Below are 25,230 nucleotides of genomic sequence, written 5' to 3' on the forward strand. Positions count from 1 at the left end.
ACTCTCTATGGCCTGCGGTCCCGTCATGGAGGGCTTATAGTGGTGCGCATGCGTATTGCATACAGACAGCAACTCGACCAGTTTGCACATGACCTGATTATCCTGTGCGACCTCACCAGGGACACCATGGCGAAGGCATCGGATGCCCTCCTTCGCTCCTCTCTGGCGTCCGCGGAAGATGCCCTGTCCAATGCCGACCAGCTGGAGGAGATCCGCTTACGCTGTGAGGTGCAGGCGGTGGAGCTCCTCGCACTGGAAACCCCTCTGGCCCGCGATCTGCGCCAGGTGGTCTCCTCCATCTATATCGTTGAGGACTTCAGTCGCATGGGTGCGCTCGGAATGCATGTGGCCAACGCGGCCCGGCGCCGTCACCCGGAACCTGTGGTACCTGCCGAATTCCAGGGGTATATTCAGGAGCTGGCTCGCTTAGTGGATGAGATGACGGACAAGATCCGTCAGATACTCATCAACCCGAACGCAGACATCGCTCTTGACCTCGCCTCCGATGATGACGCCGTGGATGATCTCCACCACCACCTCATGCGGATCCTCACCGCGCGGCCGTGGAAATACAGCGCACGCAACGCGGTGGACCTGGCCCTGTTATCGCGTTTCTATGAGCGTTTCGCTGACCACACGGTGAATGTGGCTGCCCGCATTGTTTATCTCTCCAGCGGCCTCCAACCCAAGGAGTACATGCGCAAGCGCAAGCACGATGAGATCGAGGCCGATGTGGAACGCCGCTGGATGGAGTTGGAACGCCAGTTCAGCAGCCGCCAGATCAACCCCGGCACGCAGGGCCACTAACGTCGCGTCAGCTCCACAGGCACGGAGATATATCCGCCCAACGGGTAGGTGGCACGCACGGCCCCAGCAACCGTCGGAGTGACCACCCATGTCTGGACGAGCGCCCGGGTAAAAGCGCGCAGTTCCGCCATGGAGAGATCCCGTCCGGGGCATTCATGTGGGCCGGCACCCCAGACAAGATTCCGTGCCAGATGATACGGCTCGAAGGCATCAGGATCACTGAAGGCGCGTTCATCACGGTTGGCGGAGGTCCAGTTGATGTTAACCTGCTCCCCCTCCCCGATATCCTGGCCGGCAAGTGTCACCGGACAGGTGGCCACCCGGCGGTTACTCACGAAAGGGCTGTCCATTCGCAGAAACTCATCGATCATGGCCTCCAGCTCAAGGTCAGAGACTCCCCCGTGAATACGTTCCTGCACCGCGGGGTTCTCCGCCAGGCCCTGCACCACCACACCGATGCACAGCGCCATGGAACTCAGGTCACCGCCGGTCCAGTTGCGCAGGATCGATACGATCTCCCCGAACTCCAGGCGCCGCCCCAGCGAGGTATCGTGCACCAACCGGGCTGTCACGTCCTGGATCGACTCATCTGCCAAACGGGGTTCCACCACCTCACGGATGATCTCATCGAATTCCTCCGCCACTGCGGTGGTCTGCGCAAGGTCCTCCGGAGAAGCTGCATTGTTGCTGCGCACCCAGGCCACCAACCGCTCCTCCAGCTCCTGTGGCCACCCCAGCCAGCCGGTCATGGCACGTACTGAGAAGGTGGCACCGAGTTCAATCGCATCCGCTTGATGCGTCACCACATCTTCCTCACCCCACCGGAGAGTCTCGGAAGCTATATCAATGAACATGGGGTTGAGCTCCGCCACGATGGTGGGCGTGAGATAACGGTCGATCAGTGAGCGGAACTGCCAGTGTTCGAGCCCGTCGAGGCCATTGGGCAGCTGTAGGAATCGCGAGACTGCTGAAGAGAACACCTGGGGGTTCCGGGCCACCGCCTGGGCCTCTGCATGCCCCAGGACTGTCCAGGTGCCATCCAAACGGGCGACGGGGCCCTGCCTGCGTGCCTTATCGGTCACTGCCCGTGGTTCCGCCCCCTGCAAGCTGTAGTCATCCCGCAAATTTTCATCCCGCATTTCTTCCTCCGACATCGCCTGAAGAGTTGTGCCACCGATCCTAGCCCCAGAATCCATACCCCGTCATAGAAGAAGGACCGCTGTGCACAGTGCGCACAGCGGTCCTTCACCCAGAAGTGGACTATCCGAAACGACCGGAGATGTAGTCCTCGGTCTCCTTGTTGTCAGGGTTCTCGAAGATCTTCTTGGTTGGTCCCAGCTCCACCAGGCGGCCCGGCTTGCCGGTTGCCTCGAGGGAGTAGAACGCGGTCTGATCGGACACACGTGCAGCCTGCTGCATGTTGTGGGTCACGATGACGATGGTGAAGTCTTCCTTCAGCTGGTGGATGAGGTCCTCCACAGCCAGGGTGGAAATCGGGTCCAGGGCGGAGCAGGGCTCATCCATGAGGAGCACCTCAGGCTCGACGGCGATTGCACGGGCGATGCACAGACGCTGCTGCTGACCACCGGAGAGACCACCACCGGGCTTGTCCAGACGGTCCTTGACCTCTTCCCACAGGTTGGCGGAGCGCAGTGACTGCTCGGCAACCTCCTTGAGCTTCTTCTTGTTCTTCTCACCGGACAGACGCAGGCCGGCCACGACATTGTCCTCGATGGACATGGTGGGGAACGGGTTGGCCTTCTGGAAGACCATGCCGATGGTGTTGCGCACTGCTACCGGGTCGATCTTGGAGCCGTAGATGTTCTCACCGTCGAGGAGGATCTCACCCTCGACGTAGGCGCCCGGGATGACCTCGTGCATGCGGTTGATGGAACGCAGCACGGTGGACTTACCGCAACCGGATGGGCCGATGAAGGCGGTGACGGAACGCGCTGGAACATCCAGGTTGACGTTCTGGACGGCATGGAAATCGCCGTAGTAGATGTTGACATCATTGAGCTTGAGCTTCGACATCGCTGGGTTTTCTCCTGAAAGGGTGTTGCGTGGAATGTGTGGGACTACTGCTTGACTGAGAACTTGGCTGAAATCAGACGGGCGCCGATGTTGAGTACCGCGATGATGATGACCAGGGTGAGGGCTGCGCCCCACAGCTTGTCCAGGGTTCCCGGTGAGGTACCGGCCTTGTACATATCGAGCATCATCAGTGGCAGTGAGGATTGTGGGCCTTCAGCAGGGTTCCAGTTGATGGCCTGGGTGGAACCCACCAGGACCAGAACAGGTGCGGACTCACCCATGATGCGGGCGATGGCCAGCATGACACCGGTGACGATTCCGGAGAGGGCGGTTGGCAGAACGATCTTGGCGATGGTCTTCCACTTGGGCACACCCAGTGCATAGGAGGCTTCACGGAGATCGTGGGGAACCACGCGCAGCATTTCCTCGGTGTTTCGGATGATCACCGGAACCATGAGGATGATCAGTGAGAGGGCGACGGCGAGGCCGGAGCGGCTGAAGCCGAACAGCACGATCCACATGGAGTAGATGAACAGTGCGGCGACGATGGATGGGACACCGGTGAGGATGTCCACCATGAAGGTGGTGATGCGGCCGAGGCGGTTACCGTTGGAGTATTCCACCAGGTAGATGGCGGTGAAAATGCCGATCGGGATGGAAAAGACCGAGGTGATCAGCGCCTGAACCAGGGTGCCGATGATGGCGTGGAGAGCACCGCCACCGGGGAGCTGGAGGAGGACACCCTGCTGGGAGGTGGTCCACCAGTCAGCGGTGAGGATCGGGCCCAGGCCCCTTGAGATCACTGTCCACAGAACCCAGACGAGTGGGATGGCGGCGATGAACATCGCCAGGTAGATCAGGACGGTGACAAAGACATCGACGCCCTTGCGGCGGCTGGAGATATCGGTGAATGCGGAGCTGTTCTTGAGCTGCTCATCCATGCGCGGTGTGTCAACTGCGGAAATGTTGTTAGTCATTGTGTTGTAGACCCTTCTATTTTCCACGGTTAACCATGCCGCGGGCAGCAGCATTGACGATGAAGGTCAACAGGAAGAGGACCAGGCCGGCTGCGATGTACGCGCCTGCCCGGGTGTCGTCGTTGAACTCGGCGGCAGCGTTGGCGATTGCGGTTGCGAAGGTGGTGCCACCGTCGAACAGTGAGAATCGGAACGCGGAGGATGGGGAGACAACCATGTACAAAGCCATGGTCTCACCCAGTGCGCGACCCAGTCCGAGCATGGCGCCGGAGATATAGCCGGACATGCCGAATGGGAGGACGGTCATGCGCACAACTTCCCAACGGGTGGCACCGAGCGCGAGAGCCGCCTCGACGTGTCCCTTGGGGGTCTGGACGAACACTTCACGTGCGGTTGCGGCGATGATCGGAAGGATCATCACGGCGAGGACAACGCCACCGGTGAGCATATTGCGGCCCGTGGCAAAGGCTGGGGAGTTGGCATAGGTGGTGAACAGGAAGAATCCGCCACCCCAGCTCTCCAGCCAGATGTAGAAGTTACTCAGCGCCGGGCCGAGCACCTGCCAGCCCCAGAGACCGTAGACGATCGATGGAACCGCGGCCAGCATGTCCACCATGTAGCCCAGTGGTTTAACCAGGCGCTTCGGCGCATAGTTGGAGAGGAAGATTGCGATGCCGAGGGCGATCGGCATGGCGATGAGGAGAGCTACCACCGAGATCAGCAGGGTGGCGGCCAGAAGGTTCGGGATACCGAAATACATCGCCTGGATATCGGTGGTGTTCCACGCACCGGTATAGGTGAAGAAGCCGAGGATACCTTCAGCGTTGTTGGAAAGAGCAGGAACTGCGCGCCAGATAAGGAACGCACCAATGGCCGCGATCAATACCGTGATGATTGCCGCAGATGCGGTGGACAACCACTCAAAGATGCGGTCGCCGGGTCGTTTCACACCTCCAGAGCCGTCGGCAGAGCTATCCTTACCGGGCTTTGGCTGTGCAGTATTGCCGATGGTTGCCACTGGGTGAGTCTGAGCGTGGAGCGGATCCAGCTCCTGCTTCTCAGTGACTGACTCATTTCGGGCCATGATGGGTGTGATTCCTTAACTGACGGATATTCGCTTGAACATGCAGGGGTCCCCGCGGGCACTTCCGGCCGATGTTGAGTTCTTGGAAAGTGCCCGGGGGGATCATGTTGTGTGGTGGAGCGGTCTTACTGAATTGCTTCCACGGCGTCAACGAGACGCTCGTGGTGGGTTCCGGTGACCGGGATGTAGCCGAGGCTCTCGAGCGTGTCATCCTGGGAATCCAGGGCGACGGTCAGGAAGTCCTTGACCTGGTCGCGGGTGGTGTCATCGTAGCCTGCGGAGCAGACGACCTCGTAGGTGGTCAGAACCAGTGGGTAGGAACCATCGGTGTCAGAAGCGAACAGGGCGTCGGTGTCGACGACCATGTTGTGACCCTCGGTGAGGAACTCCAGGGCGTCCAGAGCGACACCGACGGACTCAGCGTTCAGCTCAACCGGGCCGTTGCCGAAGTCGAGGTTTGCAACGCCGAGACCCTGCTGGGTTGCGAAGCCGGCCTCAACGTAGGTGATGCCACCCTCGACTGCGGTGACCTGGGAAGCGACACCGTTGGAGCCGTTGGCGCCCTCGCCGACCTCAGATGGGAAGACCTGACCGGTGGTGTCCCACAGGTCCGGCTCAGCTGCGGTCAGGAACTTCTGGAAGTTATCGGTGGTGCCGGACTCATCGGAGCGGTAGACAACGCGGATGTCCATGTCCGGGAGCTCAACGCCGTCATTTTCAGCAGCGATGGCGTCATCGTTCCAGTTGGTGATCTCGCCCTTGAAGATCTCCGCAACGGTGGCGATGGACAGGTTCAGGGTGTCAACGCCAGGGAGGTTGTAGGCGATGGCGACCGGACCGATAACGAATGGCAGGTGCCATGCTTCGTTGCCATCGCAACGATCCATTGCCTCTGCAGCCTGCTCATCATCCATTGGGGAATCGGAGCCACCGAAGGCAACCTGGCCACCGACGAAGTTACGACGGCCGGAACCGGAACCGGAAGCGGTGTAGGCGAGGGATGCACCCTCAACGGTCTCGGAGTACTGGATGCCGAAGTAATCCATGGCAGACTGCTGGGAGGAAGCACCCTCACCGACAAGCTGGCCGGTGGCGCCGGTCAGGCCTTCAGCGGAAGCGCCAGTGGTGGTCTCGCCACCGTTGCCGTTATCGGTGGTGGTGTCCTCGGAATCGCCACAGGCGACGAGGGCGAAGGAGCTGACAGCCACGGCGCCAACGAGGGCAGCAGAGCGCTTGAAGTTGAGGTTCACAGGGAAGCCTTTCCGGTGTTTTGAATACATCGTCAGAGCAACCCTGAACATGATTCTGGGGCCAGTGGTGACCCCGGGGTTGCTCACACCGTAAGAACCTAAGGGCTGGAAATGACCAACTAAGGCCGATCCGGTTAACGGAAAGTGAACTTAGGGCTATCTTTTGGATAATTAATTCACACTAACCTCTCAATGTCCCCCAAAGGCGACCCGCGTCACTAAATTGGAATGGTCGGCACCGTCAAACCCATAACCCTTCCCTTAAATGGGGGTACCCTGCGCCACTTGATGGAAGGGCGCAAGGGTGATTCCCAGACTGAACCCAGCTTTCCACCATGCAATAACCATCACGTCAACTACTGCTTTTCATAGACCACGTGCCTTTCGGCAACATCGAACCCGAGCTTTTCATACGCTGCCACAGCAGGTTCATTATCGGCCTCCACATAGAGAATCACCCGGCGCGCCCCCTCCTGGTACATGTGGCGCAGGCCGAGGCGGACAAGCGGATCTCCGAGGCCCCTGCCCCGGTAGTCTCCGGCGAGACCCACCACGTAGATCTCCTGCAATTCGACGGAGTGCTTCTTCACCCAGTGGAATCCCGCCAGTTCCTCCCCGTCCCAGAGGAACAACACATCCGATTCCTTGAACCAGGATGCCTTCTGAGCCCTGCCCAGACGCGCTCTATCCCAGCCTCCCTGTTCCGGATGCCAGTGGAAGGCCTCATTGTTGGCCTGCAGCCACTTCTCCTCCACCTCATCCCGTTCGCCCGGCGCGTTCTTCAGTGAGCTGTTGGTGATGCCCTCCGGGTTGCTGTATTTGGCTGCATCCGCGAGCGCGGGGTTCTCAATCGCCATCACGAGGAGTTCGCGTGTCTTCTTCATCCCCAGCGTGGAGGCGAGAGCCTGCGCAGCCGGGGTGTTGCCATGCGCCCAGACTCCGGGGGCCGGGAGGGCGTCGATAAGCATTGTGCCTATCCCCTGGCGGCGGTACGCCGGGTGCACAGCCAGCTCACCGGTGTCGTCGTCCGTGGCTGCGAGGCCGACGATCTTGTCATCCACGGTGACCGTGTGATGGGTGTGTCCGAGGCCGGGTTCCGCGAGACCGCGGACGAACTGCTCGGAGAGGGCCTCCACGCCGTCGACGGCCTTGACTTCCTTCAGCATGATGAGCGCCTGCTCGCGGAGGTCGCGGTAATTGTAGAGGTTGAGGGTGGTGATCGAAGGGTTCATGCGCACCAGCGTAGCCACTCACTTCCCTGTTCTGCAGGTGGTTACGGTAAAGATATAGGGGTGCAGACCCCACGGAGCAGACTCTTCAGAACCATCGCTGTCCTTCTCATTGTGATCACAGTGATCGGCGCCGGGTTCTGGCTCGTGGACTCATCGCTGGCCGCGCGCGCCGAGCGCAATATCTCCCGTGCCGTGGCGGAATCGGCGAATCTTGAGGAGGAGCCCGCGGTCTATGCCGGTAGCTCCATTTACACTGCGGCCCTGATTTCCGGCGAGCTCGGTCACGTGAGCGTGAACATGCTGGATGTCCCCGTTCCCGGTGTGGGTGTGGTCAACGCGCGCACCGAGGTGCAGAACGTTGAGGTGACCCGCGAGCAGGTGCTCTCCGGTGACCTGACCGGTGCACGCGCGGAGCTGTTCACCCGCACGCTGCGCATGGATGGTGTGGCGCTCGGCTCTCACCTGGGCATGACCGACCTGGACATCTCCCACCCCACCGATATCTCACCGTCAGGTGGCATGGCCAGCGAGGCCCAGCTCACCGGAACCCCGGAGGGGTTCGAGGACCCGGTGAGCGTGGTGGTCACCCTCCGCCTGGTCGGCTCGGAGTTCCAGATGGTTCCGGTGACGCTTATCGACGCCCACCCCGACCTCACGCTCGACGATGTGGCATCCGATTTCTCCTGGCGCGTGGACACCCGCACCCTCCCCCTGGCTGACCGCGCCCTGGCTGCCTACCTGTCGGGAGGATCCATCCACTTTCAATCCGAGGCCCGCAATGTGGAGATCACCATGCGTGCACTCTCCCCATTGGCCGCCCCGGAGGAGGACAGCGCCGATTAGTTTCTGCGGATCCTGGTCCGCACGAAGTCACTGGCGTAGTTGAACACGTGGCGATGCCATGCCATGGTCGGCGGATTGGGGTTCACCTTCGGTGCGAACACCTCAAAGGCATCGGGGAGGGATTCCAGCAGCACATGGAGGTGCTCCCCCTCGTATTCGCCATCAACCTGGAAACGTTGAGGCTTCTGGCATGTCAGGGTGACCTTCTCCGCATTATCGAATTCGATGGTGCGTTTGGCCACCAGCTTCTCATACCGTTTGCCGTGCCCCACGCCGATGAGATGCATCAGGGCAGCCACCCCTCCGATGCCGCGGATGCTGGTCACCCCGAACAGACCCAGTCCCATGTCAAAAGAGTTGCGTGGGTTGGTCACCACCGGCAACGGACCCAGGAAGGTCCACGGGTTGGTGTTGGAGGCAAACATCATGGGGACGTTCCCATGTTCCAGGAGTTTCCCCTCGACATCCTCGGCCTGCACCGTGATGCGCGGGGGTTTGAACTGGGCGTTCATCCAGGCGCGGATGCTGATCTGCAGATAGAGCAGGGGGGACGCCACAAACCCCTTGGAACGGGCGCGCTCCACAAGCGCGATCACATCCGCATCGATGCCGAATCCCGCGTTGACGGCAAACCAACGGGCATCGTCATCATCGCCCTTCCAGGTACCAAGCGAAATGGTGCGACGGATATCCTTCCGGAGCAGTTCCACCAGTGTGTCAGCTGCTGCGAGGGTATCCGAGGGATACCCGAGCGCGCGGGCGAACACGTTGGCGGAGCCGGTCGGAAGCACCGCCACGGCCGGGAGATCACGCCAGGAGGGGATCTCCCCCTCAGCATTCCCGAACAACCCGTTGATCACCTCGTTGACGGTTCCGTCCCCACCGGCGGGGATGATCACATCCACGTCCTTGCGCGTCAGTCCCGCAACCATCTCCTCGGCATGACCCCCGTAGTGCGTGAACCGGGCTTCCAGGGTGATCCCATCAGTAGCCAGCAGTTTGGGCACCACACGCCGAAAAAGCTCAGCGGTCTGGGTGGTCGACTCGGGATTAGCGATCAGAAGAACATGCACGTTGACCAAGCGTAGTGGCTAAACGCTAGTCTTGACTGTTATGAGCGAAAACGAAAAGACCACCCAGCCCGGACAACCTCTCATCCCGGGCACCGGAGCCGATGCACCATCCCTGTCCAGCTCCCCCGGCATCAGTGGAAATGACGCCGTCAACCTCGCGGCCGAGCAGTCCCGGAGCACCGCCCACCGGAACATCCCCACCCTGGATGACCTGCCCATCGCGGAAGACACCGCCAACCTGCGCCACGGCCCCAACCTGCACGACGGCCTGCTGGCGCTGCTCCCCCTCGTGGGTGTGTGGCGCGGCGAGGGCCAGGCGGACACCGCGGAAGGCGGCGAATATTCCTTCGGCCAGCAGATCATCTTCTCCCATGACGGCGAGAATTACCTGTCCTTTGAATCGCGGGTATGGAAGCTAGACAGCGAGGGCAACGCCGTGGGCCCGGATCAGCGCGAGGCCGGTTTCTGGCGCATCAACCTGCAGGATGAGATTGAGTTCGTCTGCACCCATGCCAGCGGTGTGGTGGAGATCTACTACGGCCAGCCACTGAATGAGCGCGCCTGGGAACTTGAATCAGCATCCACCATGGTCACCGCCACCGGACCTGTCTCCCTGGGCCCCGGCAAGCGCCTCTACGGCCTCATGCCCACCAACGAACTCGGCTGGGTGGATGAGCGCCTGGTGAACAATGAGCTGAAGCCGCGGATGTCTGCGCAGCTGCAGCGCATCATCGGTTAACCGAGCGCCCCGTTGATCAGGGCCTTGATCTGATCTTCATTGTCCGGCCTGGAAAGCTTGCGTTTATCTAGGCGGGTCACCCGGGCGGCCACCCGGACCGAGGACACCAGCCACACGCTGTCCGCGGTCAGGAGGTGCTCCACGGTCAGGTCCTTGGTTTTACAACGCCAGCCCTGCTTCGTGGCGTGCTCAAACAGCGCGGCCTGGGTGGTTCCGGGGAGGATGTCACCACCGGGGGTGGGGGTGCGCAGTTTGTCCCCCTTGAAACTCACCACCGTGGAGGTGGCGCCCTCCAGCACGCGGTCGCCGTCGGTAAAGATGACGTCGTCGAAGCCGTTGGCCCTTGCCCACCGCACGGCCGCCATGTTCGCCGCGTAGTTGAGGGTCTTCGCCCCCACGGTGAGCCACGGCGCGGGGTTGGTGTCCATCTCATCCACATCACCGCGGGTGGCACTTTTTACTCCCGGAAGTGTGGTGTCGATCGAATAACCACGCGGACTGGTCATCACCTCCACCCCCAGTTCCTGTTCCCGGACCTTCTGCCCCGTAACCGCCTGCACGGTCAGCCACCCTGAGGCCAGACCGGTGGAGGCCCGTCCCCTGCTGAGGGTCCACGTACAGGAGGCATCGCCGGCATTGGGATGGGCGTACCACTCCTCGATGGCGAGGTTGGTGGCCTTCTCCCAGGATTCCAGGATGGGTTCGGGCAGTCCCAGCAGCGCTGCAGACGCCTTGAACCGCTCCCCGTGGCGCCGCAGGTTGCACGCTCTTCCATCACGAATGAGGATCGTCTCAAAGATACCGTCACCCCGGGTGACAGCAGCATCATCCCAGAACACCATGGGCAGGTTTGGATTCTGATGACGGATCGAACCTCCATAGGGCTCGATGATCATGATCACTGGAACGGGTTCGGCGTTGCGGCCGGGTACAGACACCATAATGGCTGATTATGCCCCCTGGTGGAACATAACGCCCACTGGTTCTAACCATTGGCGGTTCAGGGGCGAACTACCCTTGCACGGGTGTTTACGCGTAGAGTCGGATTTGTGGCTAACGAACACTCCGAGGTCGCGAACGACACCAACCTTGTTCCCGTCTACGTTTCTCCTCTGCTGAGCAGGCATGGAGCTGCAGAGGCTCAGGATGACGCCGCTGTGGCGGGTACGGAAGGTGTCGCGTGGCATTACGGTTCCCCGCTCGTGGAGCAACGCATCTTCGACACAGGCACCGGTCTGATTGACCGGTCCAATCGCAAGGTGATCCGAGTCGATGGACCCGATGCCCCCGCGTTCCTCAACAATATTCTGTCCCAAAAGGTCGATGAGGCCGGTGATGGTTTCACCGCCCGTGCCCTTGATCTGGATGCGCAGGGTCGCATCCAACACACCATGATGATCTCCGTCGTTGACGGGGTGTTCTACCTGGACACCTCCGCGGCTGAATTCGACTCACTCCTGACCTATCTCCAGAGAATGATCTTCTGGTCCGAGGTCACCGTCGAAGAAGCCGACATCGCCCTGGTCACGCTCATTGGCCGGGAGATTCCCCTGCCAGAGGTGGTCTTCCACCGCGTGGTTGACTGGTCGGGCCCACAACGCATTGACATCGCCTTTGATCGGGCCTCCTTTGAGTCGGGCGTCGACAAGCTGCTTGAAGCCGGCGCCCAGCTGACCGGCCTCATGGCCTACTGGGCCGAGCGCGTCAAGGCTCTGGAGCCTGAACCCGGGCCCGATCTGGATGATAAGACCATTCCCCATGAGATCCCGCAGTGGATCGGCCGTGGCGAGCGCCTGGGCGCGGTGCACCTGACCAAGGGGTGCTACCGCGGACAGGAGACCGTGGCGCGTGTGGATAACCTCGGCAGGTCGCCGCGGGTGATGGTTCTGCTGCACCTGGATGGCTCTGCCCCGACTTCCCCGGCTCCGGGCGCTGAGATCACCTCAGGCACCAGAACCGTGGGACGGCTGGGAACCGTTGTGCACGATGCTGATTTCGGCCCGATTGCACTGGCCCTGATCAAGCGCAGCGCCCTGGACTCAGACCTCACAATTGATGATGTTGCCGTCAATGTGGACCCTGATTCCATCCCCGCCGAGGAAAGCGAACAACTGGGCAAGGCTGCCATCAACAGATTGCGCGGCAAAGACTAGAACCACCCCGTTTGCAGGCGACTTTCACAATGACGAAAGTCGCCTACTTCGCGTTCCTGCACCTAACTTTGTGCAGGTCAGAGGTAAGTTGCGGAAATTTCCGCGTCAACAGGCTATTGTGTCTATCAGGAATACAGTTAAAACATCTTGAAAAGCCCATGGGGCGTCCACATTCCCAGGGGACGTCCCGCTCACTCCAAGGGGGTCAGGCAATGGGTCGCGGTCGCGCGAAGGCAAAACAGACCAAAGTTGCTCGCCAGTTGAAGTACAGCTCTCCAGAAATGGATCTTGATCAACTGCAGCGGGAGCTGGCACAAGCTCCCCGGCGTTCCTACTCCAATGCCCCTGATGATGAGGATCAGTACGCAGCTTATGCGGACTGGGATGAGGAAGATGAACAGGATCACCGTGCCTACGGCACGCGGTAGATCCCTCACCTGATGCTCAACCAGCACATCGGCACACCCGTGTCGATTGCGAATTGATCAACTCATCATTTCATCATCTGGTGGCTTGCTACCGTTTCGAGGTGCTGCGACACCGTTGACGGTCTCTCACCCATTCACCACTACCGCCTCAGACGGCGCATGGTTCAATCTGGGCACTTTCCTGGAGTCTCATTCCCTCTGTGTTCCCACTCCAGGGACATGGCCCACGTTGAGTCGTGTGCCGTCTGTGGCGTTCTCGGGTGTGCTCCAGACCAGCAAATGAGACAACCCCCTCGCAGTGCCTCCATAGTGGCGCACCGCGAGGGGGTTGTCTTCTCAGGCGATTCTAGAACGTGGGGTGGTCGCCGCTGAGGATGACATTAGGTTCGCCGTCCTCGCCGTTGCGGACGGTGCCCAGCTCCCAGCAATCGATGTGGCGTGCGGTCAGCATGGCCAACGCGCGGTCACGATCCTTCTCAGCAACGACGGCAACCATGCCGACGCCCATGTTGAAGGTCTTCTCCATTTCCTCACGTGACACCTTGCCCAGGGAGGCGATGGTGCGGAAGATCTGTCCCGGGGTCCAGGTGGAGCGGGACATCTCAACGACCAGCCCTTCAGGAACCACACGCGACATGTTGCCGGCCAGGCCGCCTCCGGTGACGTGGCAGAACACACGGACATCGCACTCCGCGATGAGCGCCAGACAGTCCTTGGAGTAGATGCGGGTTGGCTCGAGCAGTTCCTCACCCAGGGTGCGGCCGAGTTCCTCCACATGGGAGTCCACGGTCAGACCTGCGGTGTCGAAGAGGACGTGGCGGGCCAGGGAATAACCATTGGAATGCAGACCGGAGGATGCCATGCCGATGACGACATCGCCGGCGCGCACGCGGTCAGGGCCGAGCAGTTCATCAGCCTCGACCACACCCACGGCGGTGGCGGACACATCATAGTGGCCTGGCTCCATGACACCGGGGTGCTCAGCGGTTTCTCCACCGAGCAACGCGGCACCGGCCTGGACGCAGCCCTCAGCGATGCCGGAGACGATCTCTGCCACATGCTCAGGGACAACCTTGCCGATGGCGATGTAGTCCTGCAGGAACAGTGGTTCCGCACCGCAGCAGACAAGATCATCCACGCACATGGCTACAAGATCGATGCCGATGGTGTCATGCTTGTCCATCATCTGGGCGACAACAAGCTTGGTACCCACTCCATCAGAGCCTGCGGCGAGGATGGGCTTTTTGTAGCTGCCGAGTTCAAACAGTCCGGCGAAACCGCCGAGGTTGCCACGGACCTCCGGGCGGGTGGCGCGCTTCGCCAACGGGGCGAACAACTCGACGGCACGGTCACCGGCCTCGATGTCCACGCCGGCGGCTGCGTAGGATACGCCTTCAGAGGTGGCACCGTTGTCGGTGTCCAAGTGATCACTCATCGTGTATTCGTTTCTCCTGCTTGGGGGTTGTCACACTAGATAAAAATTTGGGATGAGAACTTAAAACTAGATCTTATCCTGCTTGCTGGACTGCATCTTTCGAACCAGTTCGGCATTGGGGTTCGCCTCCGGCAGGCCGAGCGGATAGTGGCCGTCGAAACAGGCCAGACACATCTCCCCGACCGGTTGCGCTGTCGCCTCAACCATGCCGTCGATGGAGACATAACCCAGGGAATCAGCTCCGATGGCGGAACGGACCGCTTCCACCTGCTGTTCCACGTTGTCACCCGTCACCCCATTGGCGATGAGTTCACCGGGAGTGGCGAAGTCGATGCCGTAGAAGCAGGGCCATTTCACCGGTGGGGAGGCGATCCGCACGTGAACCTCTGCGGCCCCCGCCTCCCGCAGCATCCGGATGACCGCACGCTGGGTGTTTCCACGCACGATGGAATCATCCACCACAACGAGCCGCTTGCCCGCGATGACCTCGCGCAGGGGGTTCAACTTGAGGCGGATGCCCAGCTGACGCAATGTATCCGACGGCTGGATGAAAGTGCGGCCCACATAGGCATTCTTGACCATGCCCTGGCCGAAGGGGATACCTGATGCCTGAGCAAAACCCACGGCGGCTGGAGTGCCGGAATCAGGGGTCGGGATGACCAGATCACCGTCGGCGGGTGCTTCCTTCGCCAGCTTGCGGCCGATCTCCAGGCGGACCTCGTTGACATTGCGGCCCTTGATCACGGAGTCCGGACGGGCGAGGTAGACGTACTCGAAGACGCAGCCCTTGCGCTGGGTCTCTGCAAAACGGGTGGAACGCAGACCTGATTCATCAATGGCGATCAGTTCACCCGGCTCGACCTCACGGACGAGGGAGGCGCCGACGATATCCAGTGCAGAAGTCTCGGAGGCAACCACCCAGCCGCGGGCCAGGCGGCCGATGGACAGTGGGCGGACACCGAAGGGATCACGGGCCGCGTAGAGGGTGTGCCCATCGGTGAAGGTCAGGCAGTAGGCGCCCTGAACCTCGGGGAGAAGTTCCTTGGCTGAATCGAAAAGTGTTTTTCCATTGCCGATGCCGCTGGCCAGCAAAGCGGTGAGCACATCAGTGTCGGAAGGCTTTTTCGCAGCATCCACGAGGCCGAGTTCTATGGCTTTTTCGCGCAGCTGCTCATGATTGATCAGGTTGCCGTTGTGGCCGAGGGCGACGTCGGTGCCATCCGGGGCCATGCGGAACATCGGCTGCGCATTCTCCCAGGAGTTACCGCCGGCGGTGGTATACCGGGTGTGTCCGATGGCGATGTCACCATGGAGGGACTCCAGGATCGGCTCATCGAATACCTGGGACACCAGGCCGAGATCCTTGAACACCAGAATCTGTTCGCCATCGCCCACTGCGATGCCGGCAGCTTCCTGGCCACGGTGCTGGAGGGCGAAAAGCCCGAAATAAGTAAGTTTGGCTACCTCTTCACCCGGTGCCCAGACGCCAAACACTCCGCATTCCTCACGCGGGGCCTGTTCATTCTGATCATCGTAGGGGTGGTTCTGCTGGTTCACCAGCGAACCAGGGAGCTTGTGCTGATCAAGTTGTGCCACAGGCCTAAATCGTAGTCCGTGCAAGACTCAGAAACTAATATGGTCAGCCAAAGCTAGAGGGGAATGATGGGCAACCACCCAGAAATCTCGGGGGCCCTGGTTCCGGAAGCGTCAATCTTCCCGGATGCAACTTCCGCATCAAAGGTTGTTTTCCCAGTAGCCAGCCTCAACCAGGTGAGAGTATCGGTTTCCACGACGTTGGGTGGGGTGCCACGGGTGTGCCGTGGTCCCTCGATGCACTGCACTGCCACAAACGGGGGGACCCTGACTTCCACGCTATGACCCGGCGCATCCTGTGCGAGTGTGCGGGCGGTGAGCCTGGTGGCCTCTGCCAGTTGCTTTCTACCTGGCTTTTCATGATTATCGGGATCAATGATCCACGCGGCGATGGCGTGGACTGCGGCGCGGGTGGAGTGGGGGTCGATCTTCATGAGCCCCACGATAGTCCGACACGTTAAAGTGTCTCTATGTCTGAGAACCAAACAACCACAACCCCCCGCTCCCCTGAAGTGACACTCCGCTTCCTCGCAGCCCCCACCGATGTCCTGATGGCTGGCAGCCATGGTGTCGGCGGTGGTCGAGTACTGGAGTGGATCGATAAGGCGGCGTATGCCTGCGCCACCCAGTGGTCCGGCACCTACTGTGTGACCGCATACGTCGGTCATATCCACTTCACCCGCCCCATCCCCTCCGGCCACATGGTTGAGGTGCGCTCCCGCATCGCCATGACCGGTCGTTCCTCCATGCACATTGTGAATGAGGTTCTCTCCGCCGATCCGCGCGACGGCAAGTACACCCGCGCCTGCGACTGCCTGGTCATCTTCGTGGCCAAGGACACCGCCACCGGCAAGACCCAGGAGGTGCCCACCTTCGTTCCGAAGAATGAGGAGGAGGAACGCGTCCTCCAGTCTGCTCTGTCACGGGTGGATCTGCGTCGCGCCATCGAATCCGAGATGGAGAAGCAGACCTATGACGGGCCGTCCTTCGCGCCACGCCTGATCACCAGGTTCCTGGCAAAACCCACCGATATCAACTGGGGTGGCAAGGTCCACGGTGGCACCGCCATGGAGTGGATCGACGAAGCCGGGGCCGCCTGCACCATGGAATGGTCAGGAAATCACACCGTGGCCGTGTACGCCGGCGGAATCCGCTTCTACAACCCGATTTCCATCGGTGATCTGATCGAGGTGGATGCTCGCATGATGCGCACGGACAAGCGTTCCATGCAGATGTCCATCCACGTCCGCAGTGGCAATCCCAAGGGAGGACGCGAACATCTGCGGACCGCAATCCACGCCACGGTGACCTATATCGGTGTGGATATTGACGGCGAACCACTCCCCTCCCCTCAGTTCGAGCCCACCACACCGGAGGACCTTCAGCTGGCGGAGCACGCCAACATCCTGCGCGATCTGCGTGCGGAGTACTCCCCCATCCCACTGTTCCAGCGGTCTACAGCCCGCCAGATCGACTAGTTCACCACCACCATCCAGACGGCCACCAGGTGGACGGTGGCCGCGATGATCGTGGCCACATGGAAGTGCTCGTGGTAGCCGACCCATCGGGCGTTGCGCCCCGGCCATTTGAAGCCGTAGATGAGAGCACCCAGGCTGTAGATGATCCCTCCGGTCAGCAGCAACCAGACCACGATGTGGCCCGCCCCGTCCCATAATTGAGGGATCAGGGGCACGATCAACCATCCGAGGGCCAGGTAGACCACCACGGCGAGCCACCTCGGGTGGTCTATCCACACCATGTTGAGGATCACCGAGAGCACCGCCCCCACCCACGCTGCCACCAGCATCCAGGTCGCCAGATCCACCGGCAGCACGAGCATGCACAGGGGTGTGTAGGTGGCGGCGATGAACACGGCGATCGTGGAGTGGTCAGCCCGCCTCCACCAGGCGACGGTCTGCATCCTTCGCCACTGACCGCGGTGGTAGGCCGCTGAGACCGCGAACAGACCAAACATGCACAGTGCGTAGACGGTGACCCCGAGGGCATCCCACCACGCCAGGGTCATCCAGGCGTAGGTGGAGAGCACCGATCCGGACACCACGCTGAGAAAAGCGGCGATCTGGTGGAATAAACCACGTGTCCTCGGGCGCGGGCCACGGTCCAGGACATATCTAGTCAGTTCCAGAATGGGTTCATCAGAGACGTCCTGCTCATGTGACTTCCGAATACCTTCTATGGAAGGGTCAGCGTCCATGTAGTCTCTGGGTTCATCACCAGGGTATATGTGTGCCGACATCGTCTTCCTCTCTGCGCCAAGACCATCCTGGACCGGGGGGGATCTTCCCACTAGATACAGCTAACCGGGCTTCACACTAAACGGTGAAGCCCGGTTATCTGTGAGTCAGACGCGATATTACTCGACGACAGAGTTAGCGCCGACAGCGTGTCCGAAAGCATCAGGCAGGGTGTTGGTCCATGCTTCCTTGAGTTCGGAGACAGACACCTCCACTGCCACATCTGCACCACGCACAGCAATGACTCCGGAGTCATTGGTGCTACCCAGCCTGGTCACTGGGATGCCGAGTTCCTCAGCACGCTTGACCAGCTCTGCACCCTTGGCGGTTGCCACCACGATGCGGGAAGCCGATTCGGAGAACAGTGCGGTGAACAGATCCGCGTGCACGTCTGCCACATCCAAATCCAGGCCCTTGCCGGCGTGGATTGCCAGCTCAGCCAGGGTCTGGCCGAGGCCGCCCTCAGAGAGGTCATGGGATGCGGAGACCAGATCATCGGCTGCGGCTGGGACCAGAAGCTCACCCAGGCGCTGCTCATTGGCCAGGTCGATCTGAGGTGGCATGCCGTTTAGTCCGGCGCCGGACACCTGCTGCCAGATGGAGCCGCCGAACTCATCGAAGGTCTCACCCAGCAGGTACAGTTCCTGGTCCTCGGAAGGCAGGACATTACCGATGGTTTTCTCCACGTTGTCCAGCACACCGAGGACACCAACCACAGGGGTCGGCAGGATCGGGGTCTCGCCGGTCTGGTTGTAGAAGGAGACATTGCCGCCGGAGACAGGGATGGCCAGCTGCTTGGCACCATCAGCAAGTCCGTGGACTGCTTCCTTGAACTGCCACATCACGCCGGCGTTCTCTGGGGAGCCGAAGTTGAGGCAGTTGGTCACGGCCACTGGGCGGGCGCCGGTGGAAACCACGTTGCGGTAGGCCTCAGCCAGTGCAAGGCGGGCGCCGGTACGTGGCTCGAGGTAGGTGTAGCGACCGGAGGCATCAGCGGAGATGGACACACCGCGGTTGGTCTCTTCGTCGATACGCAAAACGCCAGCATTGGCGTTCTTCGCCTGAACGGTGTTGCCGCGGACATAGCGGTCATACTGCTCGGTGATGAAGGCACGGGAAGCCAGTGCCGGGGAGGACACGAGCTTGACCCAGGCGTTTTTGATGTCATCAGCAGCGGTGGGGCGCTCAAGATCGCCGAGGTTCTGCACCTCATCCTGGTGTGCAGGACGCTCGACAGGGCGGTTGTAGACAGGGCCCTCGTCGATGGTGGATGCGGGGGCATCGAGAACAACTTCACCCTTGTGGACCACCAGGTAGCGGTCCTTCTCGTCGGTGACTTCGCCGATTTCTGCGCAGGTGACATCCCACTTGGCGCAGATTTCCTTGAACTTGTCCACATTCTCCGGAGTGACCACAGCGCACATGCGCTCCTGGGACTCAGAGGCGAGGATCTCAGCTGCGGTCATCTTCTCAGCACGCAGTGGTACGGCGTCGAGGTTGACGCGCATGCCGCCATCGCCGGCTGCTGCCAGCTCAGAGGTGGCGCAGGCCAGTCCGCCACCACCGAGATCCTGGATGCCCACGACCACGCCAGCCTGGTAGAGCTCGAGGCAGCACTCGATGAGTACCTTCTCAGCGAAGGGGTCGCCGACCTGGACGGCGGGAAGCTTGCGCTCCTCGCCTTCCTCGAAGTTGGCGGAACCGAGGACGGAGACACCACCGATGCCATCCAGTCCGGTGCGGGAACCAAAGAGCATGACCTTGTTGCCGGTGCCGGAGGCAAACGCCAGCTTCAGGTCATCCACCTTGAGGGTGCCCACGGCCAGGGCGTTGACCAGTGGGTTTCCTGCGTAGGAGTCATCGAAGACGGTCTCGCCGCCGATATTGGGCAGGCCGAGGCAGTTGCCGTAGTGGGAGATGCCACTGACAACACCGGGGAGAACACGCTGGGTGTCCGGGTTGTCAATGCCGCCAAAGCGGAGCTGATCCATCACGGCGATGGGACGTGCGCCCATGGCCATGATGTCGCGGACGATGCCACCGATACCGGTTGCGGCGCCCTGGTGTGGTTCCACGAAGGAAGGGCTGTTGTGGGATTCCACGCGGAAAGTGACGGCATTGCCGTCTCCGATGTCCACCACACCGGCGTTCTCACCGATGCCGGCGAGGATCTTCTCAGCCATCTCCGGGGTGGTGGTCTCACCGAAGTAACGGAGGTGAACCTTGGAGGACTTGTAGGAACAGTGCTCGGACCACATGACGGAGTAGACGGTCAGCTCGGCATCGGTCGGGCGACGGCCCAGGATCTCCTTGATGCGTGCGTACTCGTCATCTTTGAGGCCGAGTTCCGCATAGGGCTGCTCGAGATCAGGGTTCTCGGCTGCTGCCTCAACGGTGTCGTTGAAAATAGTGCTCATTGTTATCTCTGACTCCTTTAGGCCGCGATGGTGCCGATAGCGGACAGGAAGAGCTCAAGGCCGTCGACTGACGGGCCGGTGAGCTTTTCCACGGCGTGCTCAGGGTGTGGCATGAGGCCGACGATACGTCCGGTCTCATTGGCGATGCCTGCAATTCCATTGATGGAACCGTTGAAGTTGTCCGTGTAGCGGAAGACCACACGGCCTTCCTCTTCGAGCATGGTGATGGTGTCTGGTTCCGCCTGGAAACGGCCTTCGCCGTGCTTGGCGGGAACCATGATCTTCTGGCCCTGCTCGAGGCTGTTGGTCCAGACTGTGTTGTTGTTAGCCACTTCCAGGTAGGTGTCCACGCAGTGGAAGTGCAGGCCCTGGTTGCGGGTGAGTGCACCGGGGAGCAGGCGGGCTTCGGTGAGGATCTGGAAACCATTGCAGATTCCCAGCACCGGCATACCCTTGCCGGCTGCCTCTACGACAGACTGCATGACAGGTGCCAGTGCGGAGATGGCACCGGTGCGGAGGTAGTCCCCGTAGGAGAAACCACCGGGGACCACCACGGCGTCAACACTTTTAAGGTCCTCATCGGCGTGCCAGAGGCTGACGGGCTCGGCACCTGCGATGCGCACTGCACGGAGGGCATCTACATCATCGAGCGTTCCGGGGAAGGTGATCACACCAATTTTGGCGCTCACTTGGTGACCTCGACTCCCACCACATCGAAATCTTCGATGACGGTGTTGGCGAGAAGGGTTTTGGCGATCTTCTCCAGATCTGCGGTGGAGACGGAATCATCGACCTCCAGCTCAAAACGCTTCCCCTGACGGACATCGGAGACACCGGATACTCCGATGCGTCCCAGGGCGCGGTGGACCGCCTGTCCCTGAGGATCCAGAATCTCAGCCTTCGGCATGACATTGACAACTACACGGGCCACGGTATTTTCCCTAACTCAAGCAATGGGGGCGACAATGTTTTACGTGCACAAGTGTATCGCCTGATCCCGCTACAACCTAGCCAGGTACTACACAGGGAGATTGGCCTCAATCACCGAGGTGATCTCGTCGTCCTCGGGATCCACACGCGGACCGAATCGGGCAATAATCTCACCATTGGTGTTGACGAGGAACTTCTCAAAATTCCACTCAATATCCCCCTTCCCGTCAAAACCTTTCAGTTCTGTGTACAGGGGGTGTTCATTTTCACCATTCACATCTGTCTTCGCCAGCAGCGGGAACGTCACACCGAACTCATCCTGCGCGAAAGAACAGATCTGCGCGTCAGTGCCCGGCTCCTGCCCCATGAACTGGTTGCAGGGCACACCGAGGACAAAAAATCCGCGATCCTGGTAGTCCTCGAAGAGTCTCTGCAGGCCCTCATATTGCGGGGTCAGACCGCAGCGGGATGCCACGTTGACCACCATCACCAGATGGCCTGCCCAGTCAGCCATGGTGGTGTCAGTTCCGTCAGTGAGGGTCACGGGGATGTCATGAAGTGAAGTCATGTCCTCCACCCTAGCGCTGGCAAGCTGACATCCACATGAATTTTCACACCTCCGCAGGTGAACTCCCAGCATGAGCGGAACTGCTCATCAGCGGGGACACATAATCCAGGGTAAAGGATAAGGGTTGTACCCACCTCCGTTCTACTCAAAGGTCATGTGAATGAAGCACCTCCCCGCGCGCACACTGGCGATCGTCCTCGCCGGCGTTACTGCAACCAGCCTGGTTGTGGCCCCCAACGCAGCTGCAGCCCCGGACAGTTCCCTCCCCGTCATCTCTGAGGTCTACGGAGGTGGCGGCAACAGCGGTGCCCTCTACTCCCATGATTTCGTGGAACTGTTCAACCCCACGTCCGAGGATGTCGATCTTGACGGCTGGGCCGTCCAGTACTTCTCGGCCAACGGTAATCTTGGCAACACCACGGCGCTCACCGGCACCATCCCAGCGGGCGGCCATTTTCTGATCCAGCAGAACCCCGGATCAAACACGAGCCTTCCTGCCCTCCCCACACCGGATGTGGTCGGCAACGCCAACATGTCCGGCTCCCAGGGGTCCGTGAAGCTTGTCGACGACGCCGCCACCCGGGTGGACCTGGTTGGCTGGGGCGGTGCCACCCTCTTTGAGGGTGCAGCAGCCCCGGGCACCACCAACGCAACCTCCGCGCAGCGCGTCAACAACCTGGACACCGACAACAACTCCGTTGATTTCATCGTTGACGCCCCGACTCCGATGGCTTTAGTGCAGGAGGATCCGGTAATCCCTGCCGATCCTGTTTCCCTCACCATCGCAGACATCCAGGGCACCGGTGCTGCCACTCCGGTAGCCGGCCAGATTGTCACCACCGAAGGTGTGGTCACGGCTGTTTATGCAGAAGGTGGCTTCAACGGCTACTACCTGCAGACACCGGGCACCGGTACCGAGTTGAAGCAGGCCGGTGATGCCTCCGACGCCATCTTCGTTTATGTCGGTTCCGCCGGACCGTTCCCGGAGATCGGTGCCTCCCTCACTGTCACCGGGACCGCATCTGAGCACTTTGGTCTGACCCAGCTCGGCAGCTCCTCCTTCGTTGAGGCCACAGAGCCTTTCGCGGCGGTCACTCCCGTTGCCATCGACACCATGCCAGCCGGTGATGATATCCGCGAGGCCTATGAGGGCATGCTGGTTCAGCCCACCGGCGCTTATACCGTCACCAATAACTACGCTCTCAACACCTTCGGTGAGATCGGACTGGCTGCCGGCACCGGGGCCTATATGCAGTCGACTGAGGTTGAGCTTCCGGGACAGGACGCGCTCGATTTCGAAGCCATGCAGGCTGCCGAACTGGTCACCTTGGACGATGGTCGCTCCGGAAACTACACACGCGGTGACAACACCACCCCGATGCCGTGGATCGTGCAGGATGGCAGCACCGTTAAATCCATCCGCACCGGCGATCAGGTTGATTTCCAGTCTCCGGTCATCTTTGATTACCGCTTTGATCTCTGGAAGTTCCAACCCACCCTGCCCGTCTCCGGTGACACCGCGGGTGCAGCTTTGCCGATCACCTGGGAGGATTCCCGGGCTGAGGCACTCGCGGCCATCAACAATGTTGACGGTGAATTCCACATCGCCAGCTTCAACGTCCTCAACTACTTCACCTCCCTGGGTGAAAATGAAGAAGGCTGCAGCGCTTATACCGATATCAACGGCAACCCGGTCACTGCGAATTACTGTGATGTGCGTGGTGCCTACAGCCAGCAGGCCTTCGAGGATCAGCAATCCAAGGTTGTCGCCGCCATCAACAAGCTTGATGTTGATGTCCTCGGTCTGGAGGAAATCGAAAACACCTTCACCGTGACCGGTGATGTCACCCGCCGCGACGAGGCACTGAACAAGCTTGTGAGCGCACTGAACACCGCCGCCGGCAACGACCGCTGGGCAGCTGTCGAATCCCCCGCCACACTGGGCACCGATGAGGACTTCATCCGGGTGGCATTCATCTACGATCAGACCACGGTGAAGCCTGTCGGAGAATCCCGCATTTTCGACGATGCTGCGTTCACCGGCACTGCACGTCAGCCACTGGCGCAGGAGTTCCAGCCACTGGATGAATCACTCGATTCCTTCGTCGGCATTGTTAACCACTTCAAGTCCAAGGGCTCGGTTGCCAACAACGATGTGGACACGGGTGACGGTCAGGGCAACAACGCACAGCTGCGCGTAAGTCAGTCCGAGGCTCTTCTGGCCCACCTGGAGGCTCAGGCTGACTGGGCTGATAAGCCAGTATTCATCCTCGGCGATACCAATGCCTACACCCGCGAAGACGCCATGAATACCCTGTATGAGGGTGGTTTCACCAACATTGTCACCGAGTACGACGCCGGTACCACCTACCAGTTCTCCGGCCGCCTCGGCTCCCTCGACCATGCTCTGGGCAATGACCTGGCGATGGATCTGGTTGTTGACGCCGAGGTCTGGGATATCAATGCTGATGAATCCATCGCCTTCGAGTACTCCCGCCGCCTGAACAACATCGTTGATGTCTTCGAGGCGGACAATGTGTTCCGTTCCTCCGACCATGATCCGATCAAGGTCGGCTTCAACCTCAGCCCTGATGAAGAGCCTGCTTCTTCTGGAAGCTCCGCCGGAGTGACCATCGGTCTCATTGTCGCACTGCTGGGCTCCCTCGCCCTGGTGCTGCCGTGGATCATGGAACTGCCGATGGTGAAGGCCTTCTTCAAGTAAATCTAAGGAAGCGCCGTCATATACGAGCGTGGCTGCGCACCTTGTTCGAGTGCTGCAACCGCGGTGGCCCGGAAATCCCGGGCCACCTTGGGATTCACCAGGTTTCTCCCCGACACTGACAATCGGATGGTGTTTCCCCTGGAAGCCCCACGCGTGGCTGCGTTGAGCACATTCCTCCGCCACCATTTCGCGGCACCGAACCCCTCACCCACGGAGAGGTTCCTGCACTGCAGGAACTCACCGGTGCGGAGATCATGAAGTCCCCGGCTTGATGCAGACACTTTGAAATCAAACTCAGGCAGGACATCGGCGGTACCCTCCGACATGCGCCACCGCGGTGGGGCGAAAACTGAGAAGGTGAATCCGATCTGCTCCATCTGACGGATGGCACCGGTGAGTCGAAGCCTCGCCTCGTGTGTCTCCAGGGTGGCGAATTCGGAACGCCTGCCCTGGACCGGCTGGTCGAAGCCGTTGAGGATGAGCTCACGGCCGCCGTCGAGTTGCTTCTCCAACCAGGCCCGGGTCTGTTTATCCCGGGACAGGCGCCAGTCACCGTCAATATGCGGTGCGACGAGTAGAGAGACCTCGATGCCCTCGGATCCCAGGTCTTTCACCAGGGCATCCGCAGCTTTCCGGGTCTGGTCAAAAATGCTGGAAACTGAAACAAGCAAACGGCCGGACATGTGGAGA

General features: G+C 60.7%; 24 protein-coding genes. 7 read left to right on the forward strand and 17 right to left on the reverse strand.

Annotated elements, in window-relative coordinates; all coding sequences use genetic code 11:
* Positions 1–48 precede the first annotated feature (48 nt).
* Positions 49–807: a phosphate signaling complex PhoU family protein gene (locus CFAEC_RS11150; RefSeq protein ID WP_290276841.1), complete on the forward strand. Its 759-nt coding sequence runs from the start codon at positions 49–51 to the stop codon at positions 805–807.
* On the opposite strand, the gene CFAEC_RS11155 is transcribed toward CFAEC_RS11150, so the two are convergent.
* The 6 genes from CFAEC_RS11155 to mshD form a co-directional block, all read right to left on the reverse strand.
* On the reverse strand, positions 804–1,961 hold the full coding sequence (locus CFAEC_RS11155) for a cytochrome P450 (protein ID WP_290276843.1): 1,158 nt from the start codon (positions 1,959–1,961) through the stop codon (positions 804–806). The two genes, CFAEC_RS11150 and CFAEC_RS11155, sit on opposite strands and share 4 nt — an antisense overlap.
* Before the next feature lie 106 nt (positions 1,962–2,067).
* Positions 2,068–2,841 carry a phosphate ABC transporter ATP-binding protein PstB gene (gene pstB / locus CFAEC_RS11160; RefSeq protein ID WP_290276844.1) on the reverse strand — a complete coding sequence of 258 codons (774 nt, stop codon included), beginning with the start codon at positions 2,839–2,841 and terminating at the stop codon, positions 2,068–2,070.
* A gap of 44 nt (positions 2,842–2,885) precedes the next feature.
* Positions 2,886–3,818, reverse strand: coding sequence for a phosphate ABC transporter permease PstA (pstA, locus tag CFAEC_RS11165; RefSeq protein ID WP_290276846.1), 933 nt, complete (start codon positions 3,816–3,818; stop codon positions 2,886–2,888).
* Between the two features lie 16 nt (positions 3,819–3,834).
* Entirely contained in the window at positions 3,835–4,902 is a 1,068-nt protein-coding gene (gene pstC / locus CFAEC_RS11170; RefSeq protein ID WP_290276847.1) for a phosphate ABC transporter permease subunit PstC, read from the reverse strand.
* Between the two features lie 125 nt (positions 4,903–5,027).
* On the reverse strand, positions 5,028–6,152 hold the full coding sequence (gene pstS, locus CFAEC_RS11175; protein WP_290279895.1) for a phosphate ABC transporter substrate-binding protein PstS: 1,125 nt from the start codon (positions 6,150–6,152) through the stop codon (positions 5,028–5,030).
* 356 nt (positions 6,153–6,508) lie between these two features.
* Positions 6,509–7,402 (reverse strand): mycothiol synthase, encoded by an 894-nt coding sequence (gene mshD / locus CFAEC_RS11180; RefSeq protein WP_290276849.1) that lies wholly within the window; start codon positions 7,400–7,402, stop codon positions 6,509–6,511.
* Positions 7,403–7,495: 93 nt separating this feature from the next.
* Between mshD and CFAEC_RS11185 the strand changes: the two genes are divergently transcribed.
* Entirely contained in the window at positions 7,496–8,227 is a 732-nt protein-coding gene (locus tag CFAEC_RS11185) for an LmeA family phospholipid-binding protein (RefSeq protein WP_290276851.1), read from the forward strand.
* Here the strand turns inward: CFAEC_RS11185 and CFAEC_RS11190 are convergent.
* Positions 8,224–9,300, reverse strand: coding sequence for a diacylglycerol/lipid kinase family protein (locus tag CFAEC_RS11190; protein WP_290276853.1), 1,077 nt, complete (start codon positions 9,298–9,300; stop codon positions 8,224–8,226). The two genes, CFAEC_RS11185 and CFAEC_RS11190, sit on opposite strands and share 4 nt — an antisense overlap.
* Positions 9,301–9,340: 40 nt before the next feature.
* On the opposite strand from CFAEC_RS11190, the gene CFAEC_RS11195 reads away from it, so the two are divergent.
* Entirely contained in the window at positions 9,341–10,039 is a 699-nt protein-coding gene (locus tag CFAEC_RS11195) for a heme-binding beta-barrel domain-containing protein (RefSeq protein ID WP_290276855.1), read from the forward strand.
* Here the strand turns inward: CFAEC_RS11195 and CFAEC_RS11200 are convergent.
* Complete coding sequence (locus tag CFAEC_RS11200) at positions 10,036–10,980, reverse strand: aminodeoxychorismate lyase (RefSeq protein ID WP_290276856.1); 945 nt, start codon at positions 10,978–10,980, stop codon at positions 10,036–10,038. The two genes, CFAEC_RS11195 and CFAEC_RS11200, sit on opposite strands and share 4 nt — an antisense overlap.
* 108 nt (positions 10,981–11,088) lie before the next feature.
* Between CFAEC_RS11200 and ygfZ the strand changes: the two genes are divergently transcribed.
* On the forward strand, positions 11,089–12,192 hold the full coding sequence (gene ygfZ, locus CFAEC_RS11205; protein WP_290276859.1) for a CAF17-like 4Fe-4S cluster assembly/insertion protein YgfZ: 1,104 nt from the start codon (positions 11,089–11,091) through the stop codon (positions 12,190–12,192).
* Between the two features lie 212 nt (positions 12,193–12,404).
* Positions 12,405–12,620, forward strand: coding sequence for a DUF3073 domain-containing protein (locus CFAEC_RS11210; protein ID WP_290276861.1), 216 nt, complete (start codon positions 12,405–12,407; stop codon positions 12,618–12,620).
* Between the two features lie 346 nt (positions 12,621–12,966).
* Here CFAEC_RS11210 and purM read toward each other — a convergent pair whose 3' ends face one another.
* The 3 genes from purM to CFAEC_RS11225 all read right to left on the reverse strand — a co-directional run bounded on the left by purM (position 12,967) and on the right by CFAEC_RS11225 (position 16,082).
* On the reverse strand, positions 12,967–14,055 hold the full coding sequence (gene purM, locus CFAEC_RS11215; RefSeq protein ID WP_290276862.1) for a phosphoribosylformylglycinamidine cyclo-ligase: 1,089 nt from the start codon (positions 14,053–14,055) through the stop codon (positions 12,967–12,969).
* A gap of 66 nt (positions 14,056–14,121) precedes the next feature.
* Positions 14,122–15,612, reverse strand: a complete 1,491-nt coding sequence (purF, locus tag CFAEC_RS11220) for an amidophosphoribosyltransferase (protein WP_290279896.1) — start codon at positions 15,610–15,612, stop codon at positions 14,122–14,124.
* 92 nt (positions 15,613–15,704) lie between these two features.
* The gene (locus CFAEC_RS11225) at positions 15,705–16,082 is read right to left on the reverse strand and encodes a sterol carrier family protein (protein ID WP_290276863.1); all 378 of its coding nucleotides are present in this window, start codon (positions 16,080–16,082) and stop codon (positions 15,705–15,707) included.
* A gap of 36 nt (positions 16,083–16,118) precedes the next feature.
* Here CFAEC_RS11225 and CFAEC_RS11230 point away from each other — a divergent pair, with 36 nt between their 5' ends.
* The gene (locus CFAEC_RS11230; RefSeq protein WP_290276865.1) at positions 16,119–17,126 is read left to right on the forward strand and encodes an acyl-CoA thioesterase; all 1,008 of its coding nucleotides are present in this window, start codon (positions 16,119–16,121) and stop codon (positions 17,124–17,126) included.
* Here CFAEC_RS11230 and trhA read toward each other — a convergent pair.
* From trhA to CFAEC_RS11255, 5 genes are all read right to left on the reverse strand, one after another.
* Positions 17,123–17,905 (reverse strand): PAQR family membrane homeostasis protein TrhA, encoded by a 783-nt coding sequence (gene trhA, locus CFAEC_RS11235; RefSeq protein WP_290276867.1) that lies wholly within the window; start codon positions 17,903–17,905, stop codon positions 17,123–17,125. The genes CFAEC_RS11230 and trhA overlap by 4 nt on opposite strands.
* Before the next feature lie 117 nt (positions 17,906–18,022).
* On the reverse strand, positions 18,023–20,320 hold the full coding sequence (gene purL, locus CFAEC_RS11240; RefSeq protein WP_290276869.1) for a phosphoribosylformylglycinamidine synthase subunit PurL: 2,298 nt from the start codon (positions 20,318–20,320) through the stop codon (positions 18,023–18,025).
* A 17-nt stretch (positions 20,321–20,337) separates the two neighbouring features.
* Positions 20,338–21,009, reverse strand: coding sequence for a phosphoribosylformylglycinamidine synthase subunit PurQ (purQ, locus tag CFAEC_RS11245; RefSeq protein WP_290276870.1), 672 nt, complete (start codon positions 21,007–21,009; stop codon positions 20,338–20,340).
* A complete protein-coding gene (gene purS, locus CFAEC_RS11250) occupies positions 21,006–21,251 on the reverse strand; it encodes a phosphoribosylformylglycinamidine synthase subunit PurS (protein ID WP_290276871.1) in 246 nt (81 codons plus the stop codon). Before purS ends, purQ begins: the two co-directional genes overlap by 4 nt.
* 87 nt (positions 21,252–21,338) lie before the next feature.
* Positions 21,339–21,818: a glutathione peroxidase gene (locus CFAEC_RS11255; RefSeq protein ID WP_290276873.1), complete on the reverse strand. Its 480-nt coding sequence runs from the start codon at positions 21,816–21,818 to the stop codon at positions 21,339–21,341.
* 160 nt (positions 21,819–21,978) lie between these two features.
* On the opposite strand from CFAEC_RS11255, the gene CFAEC_RS11260 reads away from it, so the two are divergent.
* On the forward strand, positions 21,979–24,540 hold the full coding sequence (locus tag CFAEC_RS11260) for an ExeM/NucH family extracellular endonuclease (RefSeq protein ID WP_290276875.1): 2,562 nt from the start codon (positions 21,979–21,981) through the stop codon (positions 24,538–24,540).
* Positions 24,541–24,542: 2 nt separating this feature from the next.
* Here CFAEC_RS11260 and CFAEC_RS11265 read toward each other — a convergent pair whose 3' ends face one another.
* A complete protein-coding gene (locus CFAEC_RS11265) occupies positions 24,543–25,223 on the reverse strand; it encodes a DUF2334 domain-containing protein (RefSeq protein WP_290276876.1) in 681 nt (226 codons plus the stop codon).
* Between the last annotated feature and the right edge of the window lie 7 nt (positions 25,224–25,230).

The organism is Corynebacterium faecale (genome assembly GCF_030408735.1).
In the GTDB taxonomy this organism is placed as follows: Bacteria; Actinomycetota; Actinomycetes; order Mycobacteriales; family Mycobacteriaceae; genus Corynebacterium; species Corynebacterium faecale.